The sequence below is a fragment of the Sutcliffiella deserti genome (assembly GCF_020037475.1).
GTDB classification, from domain to species: Bacteria; Bacillota; Bacilli; order Bacillales; family Bacillaceae_I; genus Sutcliffiella_A; species Sutcliffiella_A deserti.
In genome coordinates this window covers 110,027-134,060 of the sequence record NZ_JAIQDB010000006.1, presented here as the reverse complement: position 1 = coordinate 134,060, position 24,034 = coordinate 110,027, and the positions used below count along the sequence as shown (strand labels likewise).

At 38.6% G+C, this 24,034-nt stretch carries 23 protein-coding genes and 1 pseudogene; 6 read left to right on the top strand and 18 right to left on the bottom strand.

Annotated elements, in window-relative coordinates; translation table 11 throughout:
- Nucleotides 1-56 precede the first annotated feature (56 nt).
- From K9B36_RS12265 to K9B36_RS12250, 4 genes are all read right to left on the bottom strand, one after another.
- Nucleotides 57-617, bottom strand: a complete 561-nt coding sequence (locus K9B36_RS12265) for a GNAT family N-acetyltransferase (protein WP_223702408.1) — start codon at nucleotides 615-617, stop codon at nucleotides 57-59.
- Nucleotides 618-676: 59 nt separating this feature from the next.
- Entirely contained in the window at nucleotides 677-2,257 is a 1,581-nt protein-coding gene (locus K9B36_RS12260) for a M2 family metallopeptidase (protein WP_223702407.1), read from the bottom strand.
- A gap of 263 nt (nucleotides 2,258-2,520) precedes the next feature.
- Nucleotides 2,521-4,242: a WG repeat-containing protein gene (locus K9B36_RS12255; protein WP_223702406.1), complete on the bottom strand. Its 1,722-nt coding sequence runs from the start codon at nucleotides 4,240-4,242 to the stop codon at nucleotides 2,521-2,523.
- A 122-nt stretch (nucleotides 4,243-4,364) separates the two neighbouring features.
- Entirely contained in the window at nucleotides 4,365-4,946 is a 582-nt protein-coding gene (locus tag K9B36_RS12250) for a hypothetical protein (protein ID WP_223702405.1), read from the bottom strand.
- A gap of 163 nt (nucleotides 4,947-5,109) precedes the next feature.
- On the opposite strand from K9B36_RS12250, the gene K9B36_RS12245 reads away from it, so the two are divergent.
- Together K9B36_RS12245 and K9B36_RS12240 are read left to right on the top strand one after the other, a co-directional pair.
- The gene (locus K9B36_RS12245; protein ID WP_223702404.1) at nucleotides 5,110-5,946 is read left to right on the top strand and encodes a protein-glutamine gamma-glutamyltransferase; all 837 of its coding nucleotides are present in this window, start codon (nucleotides 5,110-5,112) and stop codon (nucleotides 5,944-5,946) included.
- Between the two features lie 230 nt (nucleotides 5,947-6,176).
- Nucleotides 6,177-6,959 carry an SDR family oxidoreductase gene (locus K9B36_RS12240; protein WP_223702403.1) on the top strand — a complete coding sequence of 261 codons (783 nt, stop codon included), beginning with the start codon at nucleotides 6,177-6,179 and terminating at the stop codon, nucleotides 6,957-6,959.
- Between the two features lie 67 nt (nucleotides 6,960-7,026).
- Here K9B36_RS12240 and K9B36_RS12235 read toward each other — a convergent pair whose 3' ends face one another.
- Nucleotides 7,027-8,187 (bottom strand): GNAT family N-acetyltransferase, encoded by a 1,161-nt coding sequence (locus K9B36_RS12235; RefSeq protein WP_223702401.1) that lies wholly within the window; start codon nucleotides 8,185-8,187, stop codon nucleotides 7,027-7,029.
- A 99-nt stretch (nucleotides 8,188-8,286) separates the two neighbouring features.
- Between K9B36_RS12235 and K9B36_RS12230 the strand changes: the two genes are divergently transcribed.
- Nucleotides 8,287-8,574, top strand: a complete 288-nt coding sequence (locus K9B36_RS12230; protein ID WP_223702400.1) for a hypothetical protein — start codon at nucleotides 8,287-8,289, stop codon at nucleotides 8,572-8,574.
- 49 nt (nucleotides 8,575-8,623) lie between these two features.
- On the opposite strand, the gene K9B36_RS12225 is transcribed toward K9B36_RS12230, so the two are convergent.
- Both K9B36_RS12225 and K9B36_RS12220 read right to left on the bottom strand, forming a co-directional pair.
- Entirely contained in the window at nucleotides 8,624-9,412 is a 789-nt protein-coding gene (locus K9B36_RS12225; RefSeq protein ID WP_223702476.1) for a GNAT family N-acetyltransferase, read from the bottom strand.
- 272 nt (nucleotides 9,413-9,684) lie between these two features.
- On the bottom strand, nucleotides 9,685-10,848 hold the full coding sequence (locus K9B36_RS12220; RefSeq protein ID WP_223702399.1) for an iron-containing alcohol dehydrogenase: 1,164 nt from the start codon (nucleotides 10,846-10,848) through the stop codon (nucleotides 9,685-9,687).
- 171 nt (nucleotides 10,849-11,019) lie between these two features.
- Here K9B36_RS12220 and K9B36_RS12215 point away from each other — a divergent pair, with 171 nt between their 5' ends.
- Entirely contained in the window at nucleotides 11,020-11,325 is a 306-nt protein-coding gene (locus K9B36_RS12215; protein ID WP_223702398.1) for an MGMT family protein, read from the top strand.
- Between the two features lie 55 nt (nucleotides 11,326-11,380).
- Here the strand turns inward: K9B36_RS12215 and K9B36_RS12210 are convergent, their stop codons facing one another.
- From K9B36_RS12210 to K9B36_RS12200, 3 genes are all read right to left on the bottom strand, one after another.
- Nucleotides 11,381-11,764 (bottom strand): DUF302 domain-containing protein, encoded by a 384-nt coding sequence (locus K9B36_RS12210; RefSeq protein ID WP_223702397.1) that lies wholly within the window; start codon nucleotides 11,762-11,764, stop codon nucleotides 11,381-11,383.
- Between the two features lie 139 nt (nucleotides 11,765-11,903).
- Nucleotides 11,904-12,926, bottom strand: a complete 1,023-nt coding sequence (locus K9B36_RS12205) for an FUSC family protein (RefSeq protein ID WP_223702396.1) — start codon at nucleotides 12,924-12,926, stop codon at nucleotides 11,904-11,906.
- 106 nt (nucleotides 12,927-13,032) lie between these two features.
- A complete protein-coding gene (locus tag K9B36_RS12200; protein WP_223702394.1) occupies nucleotides 13,033-14,247 on the bottom strand; it encodes an MFS transporter in 1,215 nt (404 codons plus the stop codon).
- A gap of 123 nt (nucleotides 14,248-14,370) precedes the next feature.
- Between K9B36_RS12200 and K9B36_RS12195 the strand changes: the two genes are divergently transcribed.
- Nucleotides 14,371-15,534, top strand: coding sequence for an MFS transporter (locus K9B36_RS12195; RefSeq protein ID WP_223702392.1), 1,164 nt, complete (start codon nucleotides 14,371-14,373; stop codon nucleotides 15,532-15,534).
- A 137-nt stretch (nucleotides 15,535-15,671) separates the two neighbouring features.
- On the opposite strand, the gene K9B36_RS12190 is transcribed toward K9B36_RS12195, so the two are convergent.
- On the bottom strand, nucleotides 15,672-16,523 hold the full coding sequence (locus K9B36_RS12190; RefSeq protein WP_223702391.1) for a hypothetical protein: 852 nt from the start codon (nucleotides 16,521-16,523) through the stop codon (nucleotides 15,672-15,674).
- Nucleotides 16,524-16,641: 118 nt separating this feature from the next.
- Nucleotides 16,642-17,052 (bottom strand): YkvA family protein, encoded by a 411-nt coding sequence (locus K9B36_RS12185; protein WP_223702474.1) that lies wholly within the window; start codon nucleotides 17,050-17,052, stop codon nucleotides 16,642-16,644.
- Nucleotides 17,053-17,373: 321 nt separating this feature from the next.
- On the opposite strand from K9B36_RS12185, the gene K9B36_RS12180 reads away from it, so the two are divergent.
- Complete coding sequence (locus tag K9B36_RS12180; protein WP_223702389.1) at nucleotides 17,374-17,649, top strand: hypothetical protein; 276 nt, start codon at nucleotides 17,374-17,376, stop codon at nucleotides 17,647-17,649.
- A 156-nt stretch (nucleotides 17,650-17,805) separates the two neighbouring features.
- Here the strand turns inward: K9B36_RS12180 and K9B36_RS12175 are convergent, their stop codons facing one another.
- The 6 genes and pseudogenes from K9B36_RS12175 to K9B36_RS12150 all read right to left on the bottom strand — a co-directional run bounded on the left by K9B36_RS12175 (nucleotide 17,806) and on the right by K9B36_RS12150 (nucleotide 23,938).
- On the bottom strand, nucleotides 17,806-19,281 hold the full coding sequence (locus K9B36_RS12175) for a protein adenylyltransferase SelO (protein WP_223702387.1): 1,476 nt from the start codon (nucleotides 19,279-19,281) through the stop codon (nucleotides 17,806-17,808).
- A gap of 159 nt (nucleotides 19,282-19,440) precedes the next feature.
- Nucleotides 19,441-20,319, bottom strand: coding sequence for a proline iminopeptidase-family hydrolase (locus tag K9B36_RS12170; RefSeq protein ID WP_223702385.1), 879 nt, complete (start codon nucleotides 20,317-20,319; stop codon nucleotides 19,441-19,443).
- 123 nt (nucleotides 20,320-20,442) lie between these two features.
- Complete coding sequence (locus K9B36_RS12165; RefSeq protein ID WP_223702384.1) at nucleotides 20,443-21,354, bottom strand: cupin domain-containing protein; 912 nt, start codon at nucleotides 21,352-21,354, stop codon at nucleotides 20,443-20,445.
- A gap of 83 nt (nucleotides 21,355-21,437) precedes the next feature.
- The gene (locus K9B36_RS12160; RefSeq protein ID WP_223702382.1) at nucleotides 21,438-22,193 is read right to left on the bottom strand and encodes an alpha/beta fold hydrolase; all 756 of its coding nucleotides are present in this window, start codon (nucleotides 22,191-22,193) and stop codon (nucleotides 21,438-21,440) included.
- A gap of 123 nt (nucleotides 22,194-22,316) precedes the next feature.
- A pseudogene (locus K9B36_RS12155) lies at nucleotides 22,317-22,829 on the bottom strand (DUF1456 family protein).
- A 53-nt stretch (nucleotides 22,830-22,882) separates the two neighbouring features.
- On the bottom strand, nucleotides 22,883-23,938 hold the full coding sequence (locus tag K9B36_RS12150; RefSeq protein ID WP_223702381.1) for an LLM class flavin-dependent oxidoreductase: 1,056 nt from the start codon (nucleotides 23,936-23,938) through the stop codon (nucleotides 22,883-22,885).
- Nucleotides 23,939-24,034 lie beyond the last annotated feature (96 nt).

The following is a 24,034-nucleotide window of genomic DNA, read 5'->3' as shown; positions in this document are numbered from 1 at the left end:
TTTATTTACGAAAAAAAAAAGCTTCCACATGAAACAACGTGAAAGCCTCCTTATTATTACCCGATAGTTGCGTAAATACAAGTATCCGTTATTCTCTTTCCATCTGCAGATTTATCGTCGTTTTTTAATATTGCTTCTAGCTTAAAACCTATGTTCTCAGGGATAGAGCGACTTCGGTGATTAGTGGATTCGCATCTTATCTCTACTCTTCTAAATTTCAAGGTTTCAATTGCCCAATCAACTACTTTTTTTACAGCTTCCGTCATATACCCATGCCCAGCATATTCGGTACTCAACCAGTAGCCAATCTCCCCTTTCAACACGTTCCAATCAATATTAAGTAGGCTAATTGTACCTATATATTCTTTTGTTTCTCTATGAAACATCAAAAAACGAAAAGTGCTACGCTGCAGAAATTTCACATGTGCTTCCCTTAAATTACTTTCTGTTTCTTCTACCTCTGGAATGGTCTGCGCAAATGGCAGCCAAGGTTGCAATTCAGCAATGGATGATCTTATCGCTGCATTTACTTGCACCCCATCCCCAGCGTTTGGTATTCGTAAAAATAATCTCTTTGTGCGTAATTCTGTCGATACATCTAGTAAAATGGAATTCATCTTTCTGCCCCCAGGATTCTAAAGCGATCCTTTGTTTTTGCCGCATAATTATAAGAGTTCTACTTTACACTCACAAACTGTGCCACAAAATGTTTAGGATTTAGCTTTTCTCCTGTTGCCTTTTCAATTTTTGTGTTCCAGTGATCTCGTGCTCCAGGTAAAAAGAACTCATTTACTAGGTATTCACCAACTTTTTCTGTAAATAAATCATCAGAAATATTCTCTTTGATATACCTTTCCAATTGAGAAGTGGTTAATTCCCCTAATAGGTAGTTTTGGTAATAAACAGGAACAAGGGTAAAATGAATTTTCGCTGCCCAATGCGGATAATTTTGATTCTCAGGAGGGGTGACAAATTGAACATCTTGAACAATTTTCCACCATAGTGAATTTAGGTCTTGATCAGGATTTTTGTAAAGCTCACGCTCAAAGAAAGCAAAAGTCATAATCCAGCGAGCGGAAATCAACATCTGCTTTCGCAAGGACTGGTTAATAAGAGGTGTTAATGATTCTACTTGATTTTGATCCACACCTAAAAACTGCTGCATCCAGGCAGGATCTTTGCCCATACGACCATAAAGCATTGCAATTGCTTCTGTTGTTAAGGTGTGGGCAGGACGTCTTAGACCAAATGGGAGTTCAGAGTCTATATACTTAAAGTAAGCTGCATGGCCAAATTCATGGAGCATGGTTACAGACCAATAATCTGATGTAGTGTTATTACATAATACCCTTACATCTCCTTCACGATTAAGATCGCTGCAGAAAGCATGTTGATTTTTCTTTGCACGCGGATATAAATCGCTTTTTTCCAACATATCCGTTATGTCCATGCCCATGCTTTGAAAGGTAGCAGCAGTTAATTCTTCAAGGTTTTTTCCTTCATAGAACGGATCTAAGTCTAACTCCTTTGAAGGTGGTGCTTCCTGAAAGAATGGATCTGCATAATGCCATGGGCGTATATCATCTATTCCGATGTTAAAACGTTCGACCAATTCTTCATCCATTTCCTGCTTTAACTGACGAAAAGGTTCATCAGAAAGTTCTTTTAACTTTGTAAACGTGTTAAAAACATAGTCCCTGTCCAACTCTTGTAACTCAAAACTCATCTGATGAAAATCTTCATACCCTAGCTGACGAGCCGTTTCATTGCGTTTACGAACAAGCGACAGTAGCTTCTCTTCTACTTCTCTACCAATCTGTTTGCTAGCATGCCACGCACACTCTCTTTGCTCTAGATCATTGCTTTTGATGAGAATTTGACGGATATCATTTTCTGAAACCTCTTTACCGTCGAGAGTTGCCCGGAAAGTATTGAACACACCTACCAATTCGGTTGACAGTTCCACCATTTCCCTTAATTCCGCTTCAGGTAATTGATTTCGGACCATGTTGGCATACATCGATTCTAACTCTCGTTTATGTAAAGGATTTTCTATTTCTTCTGCAAGATATGCTTGAACTTTTTCAAACCGCTCTTTATTGGAAAAATACACATTCATTGCTGTTTGTGCTTCTGCGGTCTTTTTATTCCATTTTTCTTCTCCAGTGGTCGAGGACATCCAAGAGGATTCGGCTCGATCAATATGTAATCTCTTCATCATCTCGTTTTGTTCTTGTAAAAAAAGCTCTAAAGTCATCCTTACTCCCCCAAAAAAATTATTTCGTCTCGGGAATCATTTTACCAAAGATTATGAATTTTAAAAAGAAACTTTCCTTCTACTGAGTCTTTATAACCTCCCTTCTATTAATAGTTAGAAGCGCCATAATTACCACTCATCTTTCCAGAGCCATTAGAAAAAACCCTCATGCTAATCACAAGCATAAGAGTTTCAAGTGTATCAAGGCGAAGAAAGCAACACGATTTAAAAAAGTATGTGAAAGTCCATCGTACCTGAACGACTTAATGAAAAGATCTCCAAAATTCACCGTTTACATTTATTATCTCCATGATTTCACTGTAAGGAATTTTAAAGGTTGGGAAGCCTGCTGCAAAGGCTGCTATTTCATATGGTTGAAAATAAATTACCAAATAATCGTTCATTACATAGAAAGGCTGATCTGGTCTTATCCCTTTATAGGCTTCAGGAAAATAATAGCCCTCTGGCTGATTTTGTATTTGCTTTTCAATGATCTCACTTAGTATTTTCACATAGTTGCTGTCAGGTTTAAAGAGATCTTTCAACGAATATATTTTCCCGGTTTTTAGATCAATTGGAACTTCAATTTGAGATGGCATCCCATGGGCAGCTCCGTAGGGAAAGTGATAGCCTACTAATTCCAATTCAAGGAGGTTCTTTTGGAAAAATTTAATGGAAAAGTCTCCAGAGTAGCTGTAGTCAAGCTGAACATCAGAAGGAACCTCTTTTACTTGAGACTCTTTTTTTAGTAGCTGATTCACTCGCTTTTCTGCTGATTTGCTTTGCATTCCTTTAAGTTGTGGGTAATAGACGAGGTAATCTTTGTTTGGCATGTATTTTAGCTCATGGATGGAAAGAAAGGTGGTCAATGGGATGGTGGTATTTTGCGTCCAGACAGTTCTACCATTTCTACTATAATAGGCTAGTCTTTGATCGATCAAAGCTTTAATAAGCTTCCCTTCCAAACTAAGCGTACCAATGCCTTGTATAATAGGGAGATTTGTAGCCGGTTTTCCTTTTTTGTTAATAAAAAAGGACGTTTCCCCCTGTGTGACAGAACTGTAGGCACCATCATAGTCATTTACCTGACTAAAAAGAAAATCTGTCAGCAATGGTCCAGTCTCTGTATCGGCAATTGCGAATAGTGAACCTAGGTATGGTTCCTCTACATTTATAGGCTTTCCAACAGCTGCACGGTTCTCCCCCAGTAAATGAATATCATTATATTTCGGTTGAATGATATAGGAACCCGTCTTATCGATTAGTCCATATTTTTCTCTATTTGCCTCTGAAATAGTGACAACTGCCCTTCCATTGTCAAACGGTAAGGCCATTGCAAAACGTGGAGAGATAACCACCTTTCCTTGTTCGTCCACATATCCGGACTTTTCCTGAAACGTTTTCTTATAAGATAGCAATTCCTCACTTAAACCGTTCATTTGTTCATATGGGAAGGTTTGCAGCTGAAGCCCGTTCATGTCAATCAGCGCATAAAGGCCTTCCTTTAGTTGAACGAGCGCTTTTCCTTCATTATAATCAAAGGCATATTTATACTGTGCTGGGATGACAGCTCTGCCCTTAAGATCTAAATACCCATAAACAATATTGCCATTCTGGTCTGTTTCTTGAAAAACTGCTCTATTTTCCTTATAAGAGCTTATGAAAGGGTATGCTTTCTCCGTGAGTACTTTCCCTTTTTCATTAATGACCTTAAATCCCTGCTCGGTGAGGACCACTGCACGCCCATCGGTAAAGGGGGAAATAGAACTGTAGATTGGGGGAACAGCAAAACGCCCGTTTCGTTTAATTAAGCCAGTTCCCTTTTTTCGAACAATTGCTAAACCATTTTCCTGGAATTCACTTGCATCTTCGTATCGAGGAGGGATGACAAATTCCCCGGATTCATTGATATAGCCCCATACAGTTCCCTCAACCGTTTTAATGGATGCGGGATACAGATGAGGTTTCACTATTCTCTTTAACATTCGTGGCAACTCCCCATATGTTACTTTTTTGTTATCATATGGGTCGGGTGGATAATGGGTGTTATTCGTTTTCAACACTGATCCTAGATTTCGTCCTGAGGAATAACCTTCAAATGTAGTTATTAAAAATACTTCCCGTACTCAATCCATACACCAAATATACTAACCCCTTTAAATTCTTCCGTTTCATCCGGATGTCCTACTTTCATATAACCTAATGAAACAATCAGATACCATCGGAAGGATTCTTCTTGAACGGGAACAACTTCCACAATCGTTCCAATCGTATCATCTTCTGCGATATGCGTGGTGATTTTAGCACACTCAAATTCAAGCGGACATTCATACATTTCCTTGCTGCTAATATGATGAATAAAAGAAGCTGGATGCTTGTGAGTTGAAAACATCGCTAATAAAAAAAGGAAAGCGAACGATAAAATAATCACATGTTTAACATAATCCTGATTCTTATCTTTTTGCACAGATACATAACAAATACCCACTACTCCGATGTAAAACGCTAACCAAAAGAGCCAAAAAACCTCAAATAATAAAGCTATTCCCGAGGTGTTAACCACAATAAAAAGGATAAATCGAACAAAAGGGTCTTGGAGAGACTTAATATTCAACTCCTTCATATTAGCTTTAAAATATAAAAGTTTAAATGAAAAGTAGAGTAGAAATAACATTACAGCATAGTTCATATTGGTGCTCCTTCTATATAATTTACGATAATCAATTAATATTCCAAGAATAGTATTCTACTACTTTCCATAAAAACCCTTCTCATGCACCAAATAATCTGCACGAAATATCAAATGATGAATATTCTGGGTTATAATGCATTAGGCGGGAAAGAGGGATAGGATGATTAAAATCTCAGGAGAACCTTTTCAACATAGTGATTTATGGGCGGACGATAGCATCGAAAGCATGATTGTAAAACAAATCGAGGAAGATCCGGCTGTTTATTTTTATCAATCGATAGAAGAATTAAAATTTGAAATTCTTTTAAGAAAAAACATTCTTGCTAGCGCTAGAGCCATGGCACAAGGGGAGGCTGAATTTGAAACTTTTGCAGGTTCCCGCGGTAATCCAGATTACTGGACAATGTCAAGCAGAGGTGGATTTCAATTAAATCCAGGTGTAAAGCCTTCTCGGGCAATTAGAGACTTTTACAGGAACAGTTCGCTTTATGCATTTGAATGCGCTACAGCCAAAGTTATTGTTTACTATCACGCGGTACTTAATACCATAGGCGAAAATATCTTTGATCAGTTGTTCCAGAACCTCTATCTTTACAGCTGGCATTTTGATTCTGATCTTGATATTCAAACCCTCGAATTGGATTACTTCTTACCAGGTGATGTTGTTTATTTCAACAACCCTGATTATAATCCAGAAACTCCTTGGTGGAGAGGTGAAAATGCAATTGTGATGGGTGATGGAACATACTTTGGACATGGTTTAGGATTAAAAACGGGGGATGAAATAATAGAATTTTTAAATTCAACCAGAAAGCCAAACAGCAATAAATCTGCCTATATGATGAAATTAGTCGTCCGACCGTCATTTAAATTGTTCGAAAAAATAGCTATCCTCACTCGGGGTTATTATGCTTATAAAGTTCCACGTGCAGCTATACATCATAACGAAACCTCTATTTCTTGTGACCGTTATTTATTTTATCTTTACACTCTCTAATTAAAATATAATTCATAAAAGACTTTTCTAAGAAAATATTCACTTCGGATATAGGTTAAATTTTCCAAGTGTCTTTTTAGCTTTATTATTTCAAGCACTCCTTATTATTCTTACAACCCTGTTTCCGATTTGAGGATACCTCTATATCCTATTAGCATCCTGCAGTATTACTTTTTACCATAACGGGGTAAAGGAAGGAAAGAACATTTTCTTCAGGAGGCTGAATAGAGATGGTAGAAACAAAAGATAAGGTTGCAATTATAACCGGGGCTTCCTCCGGGATAGGAAGGGAAAGCGCGATTCGACTAGCTAAAAATGGCGTTAAAGTAGCTCTTTTTGACATAGAAGATAAAAAAGCAGAAGAAGTTAAACAAGAAATCGAACAATTTGGCGGAAAAGCGCTCGTAGTAAATACGGACATTTCTGATGTAAACAGAATGGAAGAAAGCTTTAAGCAGGTAGTTGATAACTGGGGGCGTCTGGATATCGTTTTCGCAAATGGGGGAATTAACGGGACAGTGGCTCCCATAGAAGATTTAACTGCCGAAGACTGGGACCAAACGTTAAATACTAATTTAAGAAGCACATTCTTAACAGTTAAATTAGCCATACCACATATGAAGGAACGCGGAGGAAGCATTATTATTACCAGCTCTATTAATGGCACAAGAACCTTCCGGAGTTTCGGTATGTCCGCCTATAGTTCTTCCAAGGCAGGGCAAGCGGCCTTTGGGAAAATGGCAGCACTTGAATTAGCCAAGTATAAAATACGGGTAAATGTTATCTGCCCAGGCGCGATTGAAACCAATATTGAACAAAATACCTTTCCAGAAGAAGATGAGCTCGAGAAAATAAATATTCCAATTAAATTCCCCGAAGGTTCTCAACCACTCGAACATCAACCAGGAAAACCTGAGCAAGTGGCCGACCTTGTTTCTTTCTTGGCATCTGATGCTTCTAGTCATATCACAGGCAGTCAAATTTACATTGATGGAGCAGAGTCATTGCTTTAGTAATACTAATTACTCTATGCTCTTTCGTTGGCCAGACCCTATGGGGTCTGGCCCCTTTTTACATAATTTAGAAAAAGTCGCAGAAGAACGAGGAATATGTTGGGATCATTTGCTCGAGCTTTTGGATTTCTTCCTTTTTGCCTTTAATCCATTGTAACTCATACAATTCACTAGGGCGTTTGTAGCCAAATAAGATGGTAGAAAGAGAGTTTATGGACATCTTGATAATATTTCCTTTTCCTTTGATCTCTTCTTCTGATAGCACCGTAGCCTCGCCATTTCTGATAGAGAAAGTCTGTTCATTCCAAGGAGCATTGGTGTCAGTAACTTGGATTGTAACTTCTTCCCCATATTCTTCAAAGTCGTATTCTTGAAGGAACTTTTCTGCGTCAACAATTCTTACCATGAAATAAGGAGATAGCTCTGATTTAATATTTGGTTCCTCCAGCGAATAGATTAATGGGTCTTTTTCATGTAGAGAGATTTCCACAGTGTCCACCATAGAATCATGCTGACATATAAAATTCCAAAGTCCTCTTCGTGCCTCACCGTTTAAAGCTACAAACTCCTCCACACCCATTTTCGAATCTTTAATAGAGTATAGTAAATATCCTAAAGGCAGTTTCTTTTCATCATAATATATCGAAGCAACCAGGTCTGAACCGATTGTTTCCCACCAAGCGTTTTCCCGAACCAGCATTCCTGCATATCGGCTAGCATATTGTGTATAAATTTCATTTAAATCTTTATACGGATGGTTTTCAATTGTGCGGTTTATTGTACCTGCAACTGAATCTTGTTTAACTAGATCACTTTTTGCCATCGTGCATTTCAGACGATTTGTGAGAAGTTCCCAACCATATTTCCGATAAAAAGAGATTTTGAAGGGATGTAGCATAGAAACGTGACACCCTTCCCTTTTCATATGTTCTAACGAATGCTGCATTAAGTCTTTCACATAGCCTTTACGACGATATTCAGGATAGGTTGCCACACCTGCAATACCACCCATTTTCCACTTCTTGTGTCCAATAAAAACGTTGAATGTGATAAGATGCAATTTTGCCGCGAGCTGTTTTTCTTCAAATATCGCCGAAATATGATGGCTTTTTAGCATTTCTAACCGCTTCGCTATTTTTTCTTCGGGTACAACATATTGAAAAGCATATTGAGATAGCTTGATAGCCTCCAAGTATTGCTCCTCCGTTAACTGAACGATTCTATCCATCGAAAATCCCCCTTTATCGTAGCCATGACTTATTTTCTTTGTGTTTTACTTTCATATTCCCTTATAATGATTGTAGTATTTTCAAAGGAGATTTAGTAGATGAATAATAAAGAAGTCGAACAAAAAATAATAGAAAACTATCAAAAAGATGAAAATATGATGATTCTCGTGTTCGCACAATGGTGTGTGAACAATGACTTGGACCCAGTCAAACTTTATTCCAAAGCATATCCAAACCAGAGAAAAAATCCAGCCTTAGCACAAGCACTTAAACTGACAGTTTCTAAAGAGGAAGCCGGAGAAATTTCAAATGACACATTACTTGGTGTTCTATCGCTTTTTGGCAATGATGACTTGGCTATTGTGGTGACGGAAGCAATCGGGTAGGAATTTGGAGTGGGAAAAAGAAGCAGTCCCCACTTTCCTCTAATCAAGCTTAAGAACCGTTCTTTTCTTTTATATACTCTATAAAATATGTATCATATGATTCTTTAAATTTGTATCCAAGTTTTTTGGCTAGTTCAACAGATTCAAGATTAGCACCATCCCAGCTTGGGTACTTTCCTCTATCCAGACAATCTAAAATTAAGGCAGAGGCAGTTATAGATGCTAAACCTTTCCTTCTATGATTAGGATGACTCGCCACTTCAATCTCTATCCCTTCATCATAGATACTAAATGAAGTGGCAGCAGAAACCACTTGACCATTCTTTAAAATGGAATAACCAACTCCTCTATTCAGAAAATCCTCAATAGATTCAAATTGGCTTACAAAGTCTTCAGAAAGTTCATGAAAAGACGGTAATTCTGCTATATTCTTATCTATACGCTTAATCTCGTATCCATCTGGCAATGTTGTTAAGAGATTTTTTAAATATTTCCCATCGAAGTAATTAGGGCTCTTCATAAATCTATACCGTTGAAACTTCTCAAATGAATCACTGTGAACTGTTTCTATACGATTTTTCCATTCATCTGAATCAACAATTGCAAGCGTAAAATCTGGCAGATTATACAGTAATTCTTCAGCTGTCTTTGAACTGGAATCGCCGGCAAAGAACACAAATATCCCCACATTAATTTGAGCAACAGTTGGATTTTCAGGGTCGTCAACCCAAGCAGTTCCCATATGTCCTTGGAGATAGGAAAGAATAATAGTGCTATCAATTTTTTCAAACATTGGAATTAACTTTTCCCTTACCGTTAAATCTGCTTCATAAATCATTAAATTCCTTCTTTCATAAATATTTAAATTCCCACCATCATCCATATTATCATAATTAAAACAATGTATGTGAAATTTCAAAATCATTCGCACCTAAGCTCTATTTCACCTATTTGGTTGTTAAAACTCGGTTACCGAGTACGAACCTTAACACCAACAAAAAGACCACCAATTCAGAATACAAATTGATGATCTTTTTACATTACATTTTTAATATCTACCTAACAGATCAAAACCCTTAACTAAATTAAGCTTCTTTTTCGTAAACAAATCTACTTCGCTATCTGATAAATCTTATAAACATCTTCCTCATGTAGCTTTACAAAGTTTCCTAATGGCCAACGCTCTGTTGCCTTTTTGGCCATTTCTGCAAAATGTTCATCACCAATCTCCACTTCCGCTAATGAGGTTGGCATACCAATGGAGTTAAAGAATTGTTCCATTTTATTGATGCCTGTTAGCGCAGTTTTTTCAAGATCGTTCAAATCCAGTTCAACATCCCATACGCGGTTTGCAAATTGAGCAAATCGGTTAATGTCGTGTTTGTAAACGTACTTCATCCAAGCAGGGAAAATAATTGCAAGTCCCGCTCCGTGGGCAATGTCATAGATCCCACTTATCTCGTGCTCAATGTCATGACTCGCCCAGTCACCGGTTCTTCCAGTACTGAGCAAATCATTGTGTGCAATTGTACCGGACCACATGATTTCCGCTCGCGCAGCATAATTGGAAGGGTCATCTAACACGATATGAGCATTATTAATAATGGTCTTTAATGTCGCTTCACATAGACGGTCTGTTAACTCAACATTTTTCTCATTAGTAAAATATCTTTCCAGAATATGTGCCATCATGTCAGTAATTCCGCAAGCTGTTTGATAAGAAGGCAGTGTATATGTAAGCACTGGGTTCATAATCGCAAACTGTGGTCTCATCTTACTATGACCAGTTGCACGCTTGTACCAACCTTCTTCATTCGTTACAACGGTGCCGGTACTTGTTTCACTGCCTGCAGCAGGAATTGTTAAAACGACACCTATTGGCATGCACTCTGTCACTGGACTTTCTCCAGTAAAGAAATCCCATACATCTCCCTCGTATTTCGCTCCAGCGGCAATCGCTTTGGCCGAGTCAATGACACTTCCGCCACCGACAGCGAGGATAAAATCAAGGTTATGTTCTTTGCACAGTGCAACTCCTTCTCGAACCAGACTTATACGAGGGTTAGGCTTCACTCCACCTAATTCATAGACTTCAATGTCATGTTCTTGCAAGGACTTAATAATTGTGTCATATAGACCGCTTTCTTTAATACTTCCGCCACCATAATGCAGCAGTAACTTTTTCCCATATGCAATTGACTCCTCGCCTACTTGCAACTCTGTATCTTTTCCAAAAATAATCTTTGTACCATTTTGAAATGTAAAGTTTTCCATAGTTTTCGCCTCCTATTTCTATCGTAGTTGAATATTAAAAATAGAGCAATTTCTTTGTTTGGTGTATTCCTATTCTCAGTCCATTATGTAATATTATAATGGTAGATTATTTTTTCACTAGCTTTAAAGAAAAAATAATTACATACTCATTCACTAGAAAGGATCCATCTGATGACACCTTTTACTGAAAAAGTGATAAACATTATTCAAAACATCCCAAAAGGTCAGGTGATGACCTACGGACAGATAGCAGGACTTGCAGGTAGTCCGAGAGCCGCACGTCAAGTTGTACGTATCCTTCATTCGATGAGCAGAAAACATCAACTGCCATGGCATCGCGTCATAAACGCCAAAGGACAGATTGCCCTTCAAGATGATGACGCCTTTAATGAGCAAATACTCCTACTGGAAATGGAAAGTGTAGAAGTTGACCACAAACGAACGATTGATTTAGCTACATATCAATGGCTACCTTAAAAGTTTCTCTTTTCTACAGGGTACCTAATGAATTCTTTAATCTTGAACTCCTAGACTAAACAGCTTGGTCTATGCATTCAATCAATCTTTCCTCAATATCCTTTCCAAGGTCCTTAAGAGACTGATCATTCAATTTTTCAATTAGTGCGGAAGGTCTTGGCATCCCGATTTTAGTAACACCACCATCATCATAAACAACAATTTTGCATGGTAGGAAGTAGCCCACCAGCTGATTTTTGGATAGCACACGCTCAGCTTCATAGGGATTGCAAACTTCCAGAACATGATATGCTTGGTTAAAATCAAGACCTTTTTCCTGCAACTTTTCTTTTATATCAAATTTCCATAGAACTCCGAATTCCTTCTCTTTTAACGTTCCTTCAAGACTACGGATTGCTTCCTCCACCGTTTTACTCGTTTTCACCGTATAGTCGAACATTCAAATCAACTCCCTTTTCAGTCGTAAGATTTCAAGATAGTCTTACTATTCCCTTTAGAGAAAAAAAGAATCGCAGGTTCAGGTCCCTCGTCCCAGATTGTTCTTACGGAATGGGACAAGGAATCTCCCCAATTTCCCTTTATTTTAGATAATGATCTATTAGCTTATTTAATCGAATTAGCTGAAAGGTGTAGTCGATGACGGATGAGGTAATAATCATCAGTCTTAATTTCTGTTCTTTGTCGTGGCTATAGATGTTAATAACCTGATCGAAGAATTCGCCACTTTTTTCGAGTGCATCATCGACTAGGAGTTCTTGGTCTTTCATTTTTCCCTGATATTTTAATAAGAGATACTCGTGACATTTTGTTAACTCTTCGATGTGCCGATCAAACAATAGGTTCTCTTCATCCGTTGTATTACTTTGAAAGTAATGCTCGTCTATATTCTCTAGAAGTTGTTCCCCTTCTTGCAAGGTTTTGAGCATCTGCTTGAATACGACTATTTCCCTTGCGTTCGTTTGATTTAATTTACCTAGCTTGCCTCGTTCTTCATCAAATACTTTAAATTGACTTTCCAATTTCTCGATGCTTGTTTTCAATTCTTTACTCTGATCTTGATAGGCCTTTTCTGACATTTCATTTGAAACAGCAGTACGTAGCAGTAAGGACATGGTCTGAAAGGTAGAATGTATTTTCTCCATATAATTTTTTGTGTATTTTGGAGGCAGTACCACAAGATTTACAGTCATTGCGGAGCCGACACCAATCAGGATAATAAGAAAGCGGTTTATCGTAAACATAATATCTTCGTTGCCTGGTGCACTCATGATAGCTAACACAGTAACTAACGTAAGCGGGATAGTACTTTCCATCTTCAATTTCAAACTAAGAGAGATAACAAGCATAATTACAAAACCAATTGTAATTGGATTGTCTCCTAAATAATAGATAAAGAAAAGTGCCACTGCTGCACCTATGGTATTTGTCACTATTTGATCGAGCATCTGTTTCCATGTACGATAAATAGAAGGCTGAACAGTAAGTATTGCTGCTACGCCTGCAAAAATTGCTGGATCTAGACCCACGGCAGCACAAATGTATAACGCTAGCGTCACGGCTAATCCAGTTTTAATAATACGTGGACCTATCGTCATCGTCATAATACCCTACTCCAATTCTGCTCTATAGTTAAAAATAGATGAGTTAATTTACTTCAGATAGTAATTTAAATATAACAATTAATCTGGCAGGAATAAACTTTTAGGTTTAGGCCGTTCGATTCTTCGCTTCGGCTTTCACGCCTGCCTTCATTTTCAACGGGGTAAGTGTCCCAATCAATGCAATAAAACTGCTTGCTAGCAAGATGCCACTCACACCTTTAACGGCGACAATCGAGAGAAGTCCAAAAAGTAAAAGATCAAATGCCGAATCAAGTACCGAAATTAATGATAAGGTAGTAGCCCTGACATTAGAAGGAATCTGGTCATTTTTCAGTTGAGAATAGATGGGGCCTCTTATCGCCTGGCCGAGCCTCAAAACAAAAAATGCACCAATCACTACCCATAATGATTCACCGAACACCGCTGACAGAAAAAGACCAAGCGCAGCCAAACCACCGGTCACAGCCATTAGTAAATTTCTCGGCAACCTACTGGTAAACCATCCCACTGATTGAGAAGCTATAAATCCACCTATCGCCGCAAGTGCATACAACACTCCAATCATAACAACAGGTAAACCGGCATTAATGAATACTGGTTGGTTGAAGGCTTCATAGACAGAGTCTGCTGCAATAAAAACGAAGGTAAAATTAACAAATAAAAGCAATAACGTCGGCGCTTTCCGAATTGCCTTGATTCCATCAGCTACTTGAGTGAAAGGATTGTCCCGGTAGGACCCGCTACTCCTCGGGTTTCTAACCAAGAAGATTAGAAGCAATTCAAAGAGGTGGAATGCCAATCCAAGAACGATTAGTAAAACAAACTGTTCATCTTGTAGATCTTTTGCCAAATAAGCACCAAATAGTACAGCAAGAATCATGGAAATAAATCCTGCCGATTGAATTTTCCCCATCGCACGGTCCATTCGATGGTGGTCATTGTCTTCTTTAAGTGATTCATAGATTAGCGCTTCGTCCGCTCCAGAAAAAAAGGTGACAGCAAAGCCATTTAACGCGCTGAATAAGAAAAACATCCAAGGTTCAAAGGCGAAAACCAACAAGCCTAGACTAATAATCTTGACGATAACTCCTATCAGAAAAGATGCTTTCGCACCGAATCGATCTGCAACCACTCCCCCCGGTATCTCTCCAAGCAGAACAGCTCCACTCCAGAAAAGTTGTAATAAAAGGATGTGAGAGGCTTCAAGTCCCCTAGAAAAGTAGAAAAGCGTTAACACTGGGGCAAGGAAATTGATGGTTCCAAAAAAGCGGATCCAAAACATGACGCGAATATTGTGTGATGAGAGTTTCCGAGTTTTCATAGGTGCTCCTTTCAGACTGGAACACGGGGACCTGTCCCTTTTGTTGTTCCATTCCCCTGCCTCATGCTAAGATAGCATTTAGTAGTTTTTTAATGCATTATTTTCAAAGATAAGGGGCTATGTATGTTTAGAAGAAATAAAAGTTTTACATTAATGATTTTCCTGTTTTTTAGTTTTTCAACTACTACCATCATTGGCAATTATTTGCCTGTGTACTTTAGGGATATTGGTTTACCTACTTCCCAGATAGGTTTGATCCTTGCAATTGGCCCATTGGCCGCGATTTTAACCCAGCCTTTTTGGGGGTTTATGAGTGACAGATGGAGATCCACAAAGAAAGTTCTTATTATGTGTTTGATCGGTTCCATTGTCATAAGCATGGTTTTATTTCAAGTTCAATCTTTTATTGCATTTGTTATCTTCATGTTTTTGTTCTTTTGTTTTCTCTCTCCTCTAAACCCATTAGGAGAAAGCTTAGCACTTAAGACAGCAACAGAAGAAGGCAGAACATTCGGCTCCATACGGTTATGGGGCGCCTTTGGATTTGGATTGACTGCTCTAATAAGTGGTTATCTATTTGCCATAATCGGGATTCAAAATATTCTTTATCCCTTTTTATTTTTTGGTTTCTTTACCTTTCTTATCAGTTTGAAAATTACCGACGTTCAGACCTCTAAAAAGCAAGTGACCCTCATGGACGCAGTGAAAATGGGGATGGATCCTAAGTTAAGTGTATTTCTATTAATAGCTGTATTCATCTCTGTCACTCATCGCACTAATGATAACTACTTAGGGATACATATTGTAGAACTCGGAGGCCAGGAGTCTTTAATCGGATTGGCTACTTTTATCGGTATCATGGTAGAAGTCCTTTTTCTCGCTACAAGTTGGCTCTGGTTCCGTAAGCTTCATGAATTTATTTTCATTGGATTATCCGGCCTACTTTATGCACTTCGTTGGTTTCTTATGTCCGTCATCACCACTCCCGAAATGATTTTGTACTTGCAGCTGTTACACGGCGTTTCCTTCGGGTTGTTCTATTTAGCCGCCTTTCAGTATGTAACAAAAATCCTTCCGAAAGAGCTACAGGCAACGGGACATGTCTTTTTTATCACGATTGTCTTTGGTTTAGCTGGAATGATTGGCTCTCTTGCAGGTGGTGCCATCATTGAATACTTTAATAGCTTTGTTTTATATCGAATCTTAGCCTATTCAGCTTTATTGGGATCCTTATTCATCTATTTCTATTATACTCTCATTATAAAGAAACAAGATATCCAAGTATGATTCAAAATATTTCTTATCATTCAAATCATCCATCTGATGTATAACCGATGGATAGAGATAAGATATGGAATACCAAGAAGGCTCTTTCACTTGAAAAGGAAAGAACCTTCTTGTTTTAATTGAGAAACTAAATGTTTTTATATTTCTTTATTTAGAATGCACCTAATATATTCTGGCATATCTTTTTCTTTAATCATTGCGAGTTCTTCATAAGAAATGCCTTTTCTGATAAGGTCTCCCACAACTTCCCATCCAATGAAATAGGCTTCTCTTTCATGGTTTGTTGTTCCTTTTCCCATAGTAAATTTATAAACAATCTCCGAAGAAGAATTGTTCAAAAAAGGATAAATACCGCTAATGATTTCTTTTTTATTGTGCTTACAGGATTTTAACCAATTTTCACTATATTCTATATACACTTCTTCTGGTTCTCCAGGTACTAAAAACTTACTAGCTTGGGTTGCCAAGCCCTCTTGTAGTATTGTACAAGCTATCGTTCGTTCCCATCCTGCTGTAATATCTGCTGTTTTCGAATGAACTATATGGGTAAGCTCGTGTGCAAGTAAAATAGCTGAATTTCCATTTTCAATAGGTAAACAAAGAGCCAATCTTTTCTCGTCATATGGTGCGACAAATGGATTCTTTTCAAAAGCACCTACAAAATAAACAACGACAAAGTTTATACTTTCACTGTAGCCTAATAGCGCTTTCACTTCTGTTAGACATTCTGCTACTCTTTCCTGATTTGGTTTCCAAGTTCTTATGAGTTCTATATTTTCTAGGTATTTATACCATGCTTTATCAAGCAAGGATCTCGCTAATTTTCTTCCTTCTTCACCTGGTGGTATTGCACCGAAATTATAATGTTTCTCCCACAAAGTCCATCTTTCACCTTGAGTTAAACCATCAACATTTGCCTTTTCATAAAACTTTAAAAATTTCGGGATTAAATTTATAACTTCAATTGAATCGATATCTACCATCTCCAATATCTATATCTTTACCTTTATACGATTCTACAATTAAAAAGTTTCTTGTTTTCACAGAGTCCACAACCTGGCCAATTGTTTTGAACTTAAACATCAGTTTCCTTTATACTAGCTTCATCTACACCTTACCATCCATATCCTTCTTTTCAAGCTCACCTTTCCAAGCAGCAAACTTATCAAGATCTTTCTTCACTTTTCTTAAAGTCAGTGCTATTACAGCTGCATCATCCGTAAAACCTAATGCGAATAAGACATCAGGTACTGCATCTATAGGCATAACAAAATAAATTATTGCTCCTACAATTAGCACAAGAGAACCATAAGGAATATTTCTGTAATCTCCTTTAATATATGCTTTGATAAGTTCCATCATCGTTTTAAGGTTATCCCATGTATCTTGCACAAATCCTTTACTGGCCTCTTTGTTATCCACTTTAACTTCTGCTCTTTTAATCAAATGTTTTAATTTATTCTTATCCCTCAAATATTCAATTGCCTTATATTTTACTTCTTCATTAAGTACTTCCATTTTCTCCAAATCTTTCATCCATGCTGTTCTTTTGGCTCTCTTTGACTTTTGCGTCGACTTCTTTCTTTTTCCAAAACATATAGGACACTCCTATCCTTGCGTATTGCTACAGATTACAATTATAGTTACCTATTACTATAACTCTATTTTACTTCCATTTTTGAAAAGGTACATCTTTCGGACAAACAGCTTTAGAACTTCACTAGTGTTAGCACATTTTATAAAAACTTGATAAAGCCCCCTAGTTCTTAATACCGTCCACTATACATACCCTTTTACGAAATCATTTCTTTTAGGGTGAACCTAAGGAGTGTGTACATCATGAATAAACAAGCTAGAAACAGTCAACAGCACGAAAAGATTGAGTTGAGATTATACTCAATCGGCCTCATCATGTTAGCTGCATTATGGGTGTTATCATTTTTCTTTAGTGGTTTTGTTTCTCCCCAAAGGCTGTTGGAAACCCAATTGTCCTTAAATGGAATAGCTGTCCTCTATTTTCTTTCTATCTATTTTTTTCAGAGTCGCTTAGTGAAAAAAGAACAACAACCTAACATCATCATTCTGTTCAATGGAAGAGAACTTGAAAGAAGATAATTTCCTTCAAGGCAGGCTTTTTTACAAAACTATGGAAACGCATTCAGTTTGACGCACACCACTAAACGCAACATGAAAAAGTTCGGAAGGTTTGCGCTCCGAACTTTTTGGTATTCAAACAATGCCTGTAACCCCTAATATAGGGATGGAAATCTCTCATGTACCACAATAGGTCTGATACGGTCGATTGGAATCTGGTGGCTCGGAGCAGTATTTCCCTTCGTCCAGTTCGTGCGCGTAAGGTTTTGAAAGAACATCAAGCAGACTCTCCATCACACTGTAATCGCCCTCTTCAACAGCTGCATCTAATGCCTCTTCCACTAAGTGATTTCGAGGGATAACAGCAGGGTTGCTATTTTGCATCAACTGCTTGGAAGACGCTTGGGAATTCTCCTGCCTCCCTAGCCTTGCCTGCCACTGTTCAAACCACTTTGTGAATTCTTCTGTGCCAAATAGAACTGATTTCTTTTGCTTGTCAAAACTCAACCAGCGGAAGGTATTGGTATAGTCTGCACCATACTTTTTCATCATTCCGAGTAAATCTTGGATAAGAGCTTCATCCTGCTCCTCTTCGTTAATTAGACCGAGTTTTGCTCTCATCCCTTTGAGCCAACTTGATTTATATAATCTTGAATAATCTGAAAGGGCATCTTGAGCCATTTCGACCGCCTTCTCCTGAGTGTCGTGTAATAACGGCACTAAGCTTTCTGCAAATCTTGCTAGATTCCACCCGCCGATATATGGTTGATTGCCATAGGCGTATCGTCCTTCCCGGTCAATGGAACTGAATACTGTTGCAGGATCATACACATCCATAAAGGCGCAAGGACCATAATCAATTGTTTCTCCGCTAATGGTCATATTGTCAGTGTTCATCACACCATGAATAAAGCCAATAAGCTGCCACTTTGCAATCAGTTCAGCTTGGCGTTTGATCACTTCCTGAAGCAAAAAGAGGTAGGGGTTTTCCTGTGCTTTTGCATCCGGATAGTGACGGTCTATCGCATAATCTGCTAGCGCCCGCAGCTCTTCCTCTGAGGCCCATTGTGCTGCATATTGGAAAGTTCCTACCCTCAAGTGACTAGAAGCAACTCTCGTCAAAATGGCGCCAGGTTGATTCTCTTCCCTGATAATTGTCTCCCCGGTCGTCACCACAGCCAAGCTTCGTGTAGTAGGAATGCCTAGTGAGTGCATTGCTTCACTTATGATGTATTCTCTTAGCATCGGCCCAAGCCCTGCTCGTCCATCACCACCACGAGAATATGGTGTTCTTCCCGAACCCTTATATTGGATGTCCATTCGCTCGCCTTGTGGGGTAAGCTGTTCACCAAGCAGCATTGCGCGGCCGTCCCCTAACCTATTAAAGTGTCCGAACTGGTGACCAGCATATGCTTGGGCTAGTAGCAACGCCTCTTCAGGAACCTTGTTTCCCGCGAGGATTTCTACACCTTCTTCTGTTTGGAGCGTTTTACCGTTTAAACCTAAAGATAATGCCAACGAAGAATTTAATTTAACTATCGCAGGTGAGCGAACAGGATTTGGCTCAAGGGTAGAAAAGAAAATTTTCGGCAAACGTGCATAACTGTGGTCTAAGTTCCATCCAGAGTTTATTATTCCATCACTATTGGTCATAGTATCACCCTTTTCTTTTATTGCTAAATACTTTAGCGCACTAGTAATTTAATGCTTTTACTGTCTTAACAACATTTTTTTTTATTTTTTACTTAACTCATTTAAGTATGAATTCCCCTTCATAGATTGTTTCTATGTTTTTTTATGTATATCTATTTTTTAATCATTAGAATCAACTTCCCTTAAAAATTCCCCAATCACTCTTATATACTCTTCAGGCTCTTCTAAATAAGGCATATGTGCACTATTTTCAAACACATGAGATTTTCCATTCGGTGTTAATGAACGGAAGAACATTGTTGATTTTGGTGTGGCTTCATCGTATCGACCACATGTATACAAAGTTGGAACCTCAAAGTCTTTTAGCCGGGAAGTACAATCAAAATCCCTTAAGTTTCCAGTCACATGAAATTCAGATGGGCCCCACATAATATTGTACACTTCAGGATTTCTATAGTGGGCTCCTTTTTTAAGGAACTCAGGATAAGGATCCAATCTGCAGACAAAATGCTTATTAAATATTTTCGTAGCTTCTTTGTATTCATCCGACTTCGTTGTGCCATTCTCTTCATTGGTTTTTAACTTTTTTTGCACTTCAAGTGGTAGCTGTAAGCGATTTTCCTTCTGGTCTTCTGCCCATAATGGAGCGCTTAGGCAAGGACTGGAAAAGATAACACTCTTTACGCCTTGGGGATGGGATAAATAATAGGCCGCCGCAAGCGTTGTTCCCCATGAGTGGCCAAGAATATGGAAATCCTTAAGAGAGAGCGCATCTCGAATCTGTCTCAGTTCCTCGACAAATCGATCTAGCTTCCATAACGAAGGATCAGTAGGACGATCAGACTTGCCGCATCCTAACTGATCATAAAAAATAACTGGACGATCCTTCGCTAGTATCCGAATTCCTTGCATGGAATAAAACGAGGACCCTGGCCCTCCGTGTAACACAATAACCGGAGTATGATTAGTACTCTCACCATGCAACTCGTACCAAACATTTCCCCCAGTAACTTCGATGTATCCCTCTTTTATAGACATATCATTCTCCTCCTCTTATGTATGCTTCTTATTTCTCTGTTCAAAGAGTATTAAGCTTATTTTACCCATCACAGGAAAGGACGAGAAAATTGAACTTGTTTCTTTTCTCATCCTCTTTGATGCTTAGTGGTGCTCTTCTTCAGCAGCCATTGCTATTGCTTTGGTTTCATGAACCGTACCATATGGATGCTGTGGTGGGGCATAGATAGAGTATAATTTAAGCGGTTCATTTCCCGTATTCGTCAAGTTGTGCCATTTTCCCGCGGGTATGATAATCGCATAATTATCATAAACGTTTTCTTGAAAATCTAATCTATCTTTGCTGTCCCCCATTTGAACTACTCCTTGACCTTGTTCAACCCTCAAAAATTGATCAAGTGTCGGATGAATTTCTAAACCGATGTCTTCTCCAACGTTGATGCTCATCAAAGTCAGTTGAAAATGGCTTCCTGTCCATAATGCAGTACGAAAAAAATTGTTTTGCTTCGTAAGCTCTTCGATATTCACAACAAACGGCTCGGGTCCATAATCCGTCAAGTGGGTGGATATTTCCTGATTTAAATAACTAAATCGCGCAGCATTCTCTTGTTCACCCGTTAAAGCCCATAAAAAGAGATTTCGAACTTGTGGAAGTTGTGTAAGTAAAAAAACTTTTTGATATTCTTGATACCCTTCTATTTCTCCTTGATAAGCCTTACTTAACCCATCGCTGTAACTATGAAATGGAACTTTGTCCAGTTGGAACACAGGCTTAGTGCCAGTAAGGCCGCGATATAGATTACTAAATTGGGTAAAAAGTACGTTCTTTCCTTCTAATGCTTGAAGTATGTCTTTTTTATGCTTTTCGTTTGGCGCTACATGTGCTAACTGTCGATAAAGCTCAATGGCGCTAGCTTCTCTTTTGACTCCTCCAAGTATAGCTTCAATTAATTCAGGATGATTCTCTTGACCTCTTTGCACATGGTCGGAGTAGTACACTGGTGTATTAGAATTTGTGTAATTTCGATAGGAATAGAGGGATGGATCATAATACATTTTTTGTCATTCCCTTCACAGGTTGATAAAAACATCATATGCCCATGAATGGAGAATGTACTTTAATTTTCATTTACTTGCTGTCATGATTGCCCTGAAGTCTCTTTTAACCACTTTTCTAGCGCTACTAAAAATTGATCTGGATCGTCCAACATCCCCATATGTGAGGTTTCCGTGTCCGCAAATGTAACAAAGGACGAAGGTGAATTTGTTTTGAATTCTCCATCCCATTGGTCTTTGGTACCGCGTAAAATAAGCAACGGTATGTCGATAATATCCAGTAGTTGGACAACATCTGGTCGATTACGCATGGCATACAAAGCTTTAATGGCACCCTCCTCCGATGTTTCTTTTGCATGTTTAATGGCAAAAGAAACATCATCAGGGTGACCTTCTTCTGAAAAATAGGTGGGAATTCTCGCCTCTGCAAAAGCATCAATTCCCTCTTCTTTAATGACCAGGGCATTTTTTTCACGATTTTCTTTCTTTTTCTGGTCGTCACCAGTGGGTGAAGCATATACAACAGCGGCTCTAAGCAAATGTTGCCGGTATTTTTTCATGGCTGCATAGGTAATATATCCTCCAAAAGAATGGCCAACCCACGTAGACTTATTAATATGTAAAGATTGTAGCAATCTAATGATTTTTTCCGCATAGTGATACACGGTATGTACGTCTGGATCCAAAGGGGACCCTCCATGACCTGGCAAGTCCACGGTGATTACATCATATGATCGTTCCAGTTTAGCCAACACTCTGTCGTAGATATGGTGTGTTCCTAGAAAACCATGAAGCAACACGAGTGGTTCCCCCTTGCCTTTCCGTTGAAAGTGCAGCATATTATCCCCCCACCCCTCTTTAATCCTAGACTGTTTTCTGCTCATTATGTATCTTCAGTTTATGTTTTCCAACCCGGAAGTATTTAACCTAAGTTTGCATCCATCTGTCTATTTCGAGCTCGTCTACTCTCTATATTTATAAGCCAAGCCTTTTAAAAAGTTTCTAGCGTATCTGTCTCCACACGGCTTATAATTCTTATGTCCTTCTTTTCTTAATAAGGCACCTAATTCACTTTTAGTTATCGTGACACCAGCCTCTTCTAAAATATCAACCATATCCTCACTTGTTAATGCTAGTGCTATTTTCAATTTCTTCAACACAACATTATTTACACTGAGATTTCCCGAGATTGTTATTGGAGGTCTGTCTGGCTGCCCAGGTTTTGGATCCTGTTTTCCTCTTTTGAAAATAATGAGACCATTTAAGAATAACTCTAATCATAAAATAATATCTTCGTCATTTACCTCATTTCCTGCTTCCTCAAGGTAGTCCTCGTTAGGTCTCACAAGTAGCTTTAACACGTCCTCTTTCGTTATATCTACTCCTCCAAGTTTGAAAATCTCCACCATCTCTGTATTCTTTAAATCCAGAGCATACCTTAACCTAATCAAAATATCATTATTGGTCATATTCATTCGTTTAATTCCTCCTAAAAATTGGTGGGACAATGTACCTGTCCCTATGTCCCTTACTTTGCTGTATACTTTTTGACTGCAGGGAGAATTTCGGTCCCGATCAGTTCAAGATTTTTTTGAAGTCGGTCAAATGGAACGCCGCCGAAATCGATTTGTGCAATATATCGTTGATGGCCATATACCTCATGTTGATAGAGTATTTTTTCAATGATTTGTTGAGGGCTGCCAATATTCATTACGTTTTGAGGGTCAATCCCTTGAGCATATGCTTCTGCTGGAAAACCGCGCCCGTTCGTTCGCTTCATTCCTTCATTAATATGAGGATAGGTATCTGCAATAGCCTGCTGAGAGGTTTCGGCTGCATAGAAGAATCCTGCCGTTGCAATCGGCAGTTCTGCAGGATCATAGCCCTCTTGTTTTGCTGCTTCCCTGTATGCATCTATAGTACGTTTAAAGCTCAATACATGTCCACCTAAATGAGCGAGAAACATTGGCACACCTGCAGCCCCCGCTTTTATCGCACTACCTGGCGAGCCCCCAACTGCCCGCCAAATTGGCATAGAGCCGTTTTGAGGACGAGGGATAATCTGTGCATTTCTTAACGGTGCACGAAATTCACCACTCCAATTAACCGTTTCATTTTCATTAATAAGACGTAACAAGTCGAATTTTTCTTCATACAATTCCTCATAATTGTTCACATCATACCCTAATAATTCGAAAAGTCCAATCCTTGATGCACGGCCAGCAACGATTTCTGCTCGTCCCTTTGAAATTAAATCAATCGTTGCAAAGTCCTCAAAGACCCGAACTGGATCGGAGGTACTTACAATTGTCGAGGAGCTTGCAATTTTAATCTTGCTTGTTGCCTGAGCAATTGCTGACAAAACAACCGTATGTGCCTGTGTCGTAAAAAATTCTTGATGACTCTCTCCGACACTAAAAAAATCGAGACCAGCCTGCTCAGCCAACTTTGCATATTCAATAATTTCGTGAATCCTTTCCCCAGCAGACATTCTCTCACCATTCGAAGGATTCGGTAAGTGGTCCCCAAGGGTATATATCCCAAACTCTAACCCTTTGCTTTGATCTATTCGGTATTTCTTCATCTCTAACACCTTCCTTGTGACGAGAGGCAATGCCCCTCTGTCCTTTTTTCCTCATTTTCCCCCTTACTTTTTCAATTTGCAACTATTTGAATCTAG

Excerpts from the sequence above, each read along its gene's own strand:
- K9B36_RS12255 (WP_223702406.1), bottom strand. The coding sequence starts at position 4,242 with ATGTTAAAGAGAATAGTGAAACCTCATCTGTATCCCGCATCCATTAAA.
- K9B36_RS12230 (WP_223702400.1), top strand. The coding sequence starts at position 8,287 with ATGAATAATAAAGAAGTCGAACAAAAAATAATAGAAAACTATCAAAAA.
- K9B36_RS12240 (WP_223702403.1), top strand. The coding sequence starts at position 6,177 with ATGGTAGAAACAAAAGATAAGGTTGCAATTATAACCGGGGCTTCCTCC.
- K9B36_RS12210 (WP_223702397.1), bottom strand. The coding sequence starts at position 11,764 with ATGTTCGACTATACGGTGAAAACGAGTAAAACGGTGGAGGAAGCAATC.
- K9B36_RS12220 (WP_223702399.1), bottom strand. The coding sequence starts at position 10,848 with ATGGAAAACTTTACATTTCAAAATGGTACAAAGATTATTTTTGGAAAA.
- K9B36_RS12235 (WP_223702401.1), bottom strand. The coding sequence starts at position 8,187 with ATGGATAGAATCGTTCAGTTAACGGAGGAGCAATACTTGGAGGCTATC.
- K9B36_RS12175 (WP_223702387.1), bottom strand. The coding sequence starts at position 19,281 with ATGACCAATAGTGATGGAATAATAAACTCTGGATGGAACTTAGACCAC.
- K9B36_RS12205 (WP_223702396.1), bottom strand. The coding sequence starts at position 12,926 with ATGACGATGACGATAGGTCCACGTATTATTAAAACTGGATTAGCCGTG.
- K9B36_RS12215 (WP_223702398.1), top strand. The coding sequence starts at position 11,020 with ATGACACCTTTTACTGAAAAAGTGATAAACATTATTCAAAACATCCCA.
- K9B36_RS12245 (WP_223702404.1), top strand. The coding sequence starts at position 5,110 with ATGATTAAAATCTCAGGAGAACCTTTTCAACATAGTGATTTATGGGCG.
- K9B36_RS12165 (WP_223702384.1), bottom strand. The coding sequence starts at position 21,354 with ATGTATTATGATCCATCCCTCTATTCCTATCGAAATTACACAAATTCT.
- K9B36_RS12265 (WP_223702408.1), bottom strand. The coding sequence starts at position 617 with ATGAATTCCATTTTACTAGATGTATCGACAGAATTACGCACAAAGAGA.
- K9B36_RS12200 (WP_223702394.1), bottom strand. The coding sequence starts at position 14,247 with ATGAAAACTCGGAAACTCTCATCACACAATATTCGCGTCATGTTTTGG.
- K9B36_RS12195 (WP_223702392.1), top strand. The coding sequence starts at position 14,371 with ATGTTTAGAAGAAATAAAAGTTTTACATTAATGATTTTCCTGTTTTTT.
- K9B36_RS12180 (WP_223702389.1), top strand. The coding sequence starts at position 17,374 with ATGAATAAACAAGCTAGAAACAGTCAACAGCACGAAAAGATTGAGTTG.
- K9B36_RS12160 (WP_223702382.1), bottom strand. The coding sequence starts at position 22,193 with ATGCTGCACTTTCAACGGAAAGGCAAGGGGGAACCACTCGTGTTGCTT.
- K9B36_RS12185 (WP_223702474.1), bottom strand. The coding sequence starts at position 17,052 with ATGGAAGTACTTAATGAAGAAGTAAAATATAAGGCAATTGAATATTTG.
- K9B36_RS12150 (WP_223702381.1), bottom strand. The coding sequence starts at position 23,938 with ATGAAGAAATACCGAATAGATCAAAGCAAAGGGTTAGAGTTTGGGATA.
- K9B36_RS12170 (WP_223702385.1), bottom strand. The coding sequence starts at position 20,319 with ATGTCTATAAAAGAGGGATACATCGAAGTTACTGGGGGAAATGTTTGG.
- K9B36_RS12260 (WP_223702407.1), bottom strand. The coding sequence starts at position 2,257 with ATGACTTTAGAGCTTTTTTTACAAGAACAAAACGAGATGATGAAGAGA.
- K9B36_RS12250 (WP_223702405.1), bottom strand. The coding sequence starts at position 4,946 with ATGAACTATGCTGTAATGTTATTTCTACTCTACTTTTCATTTAAACTT.
- K9B36_RS12225 (WP_223702476.1), bottom strand. The coding sequence starts at position 9,412 with ATGATTTATGAAGCAGATTTAACGGTAAGGGAAAAGTTAATTCCAATG.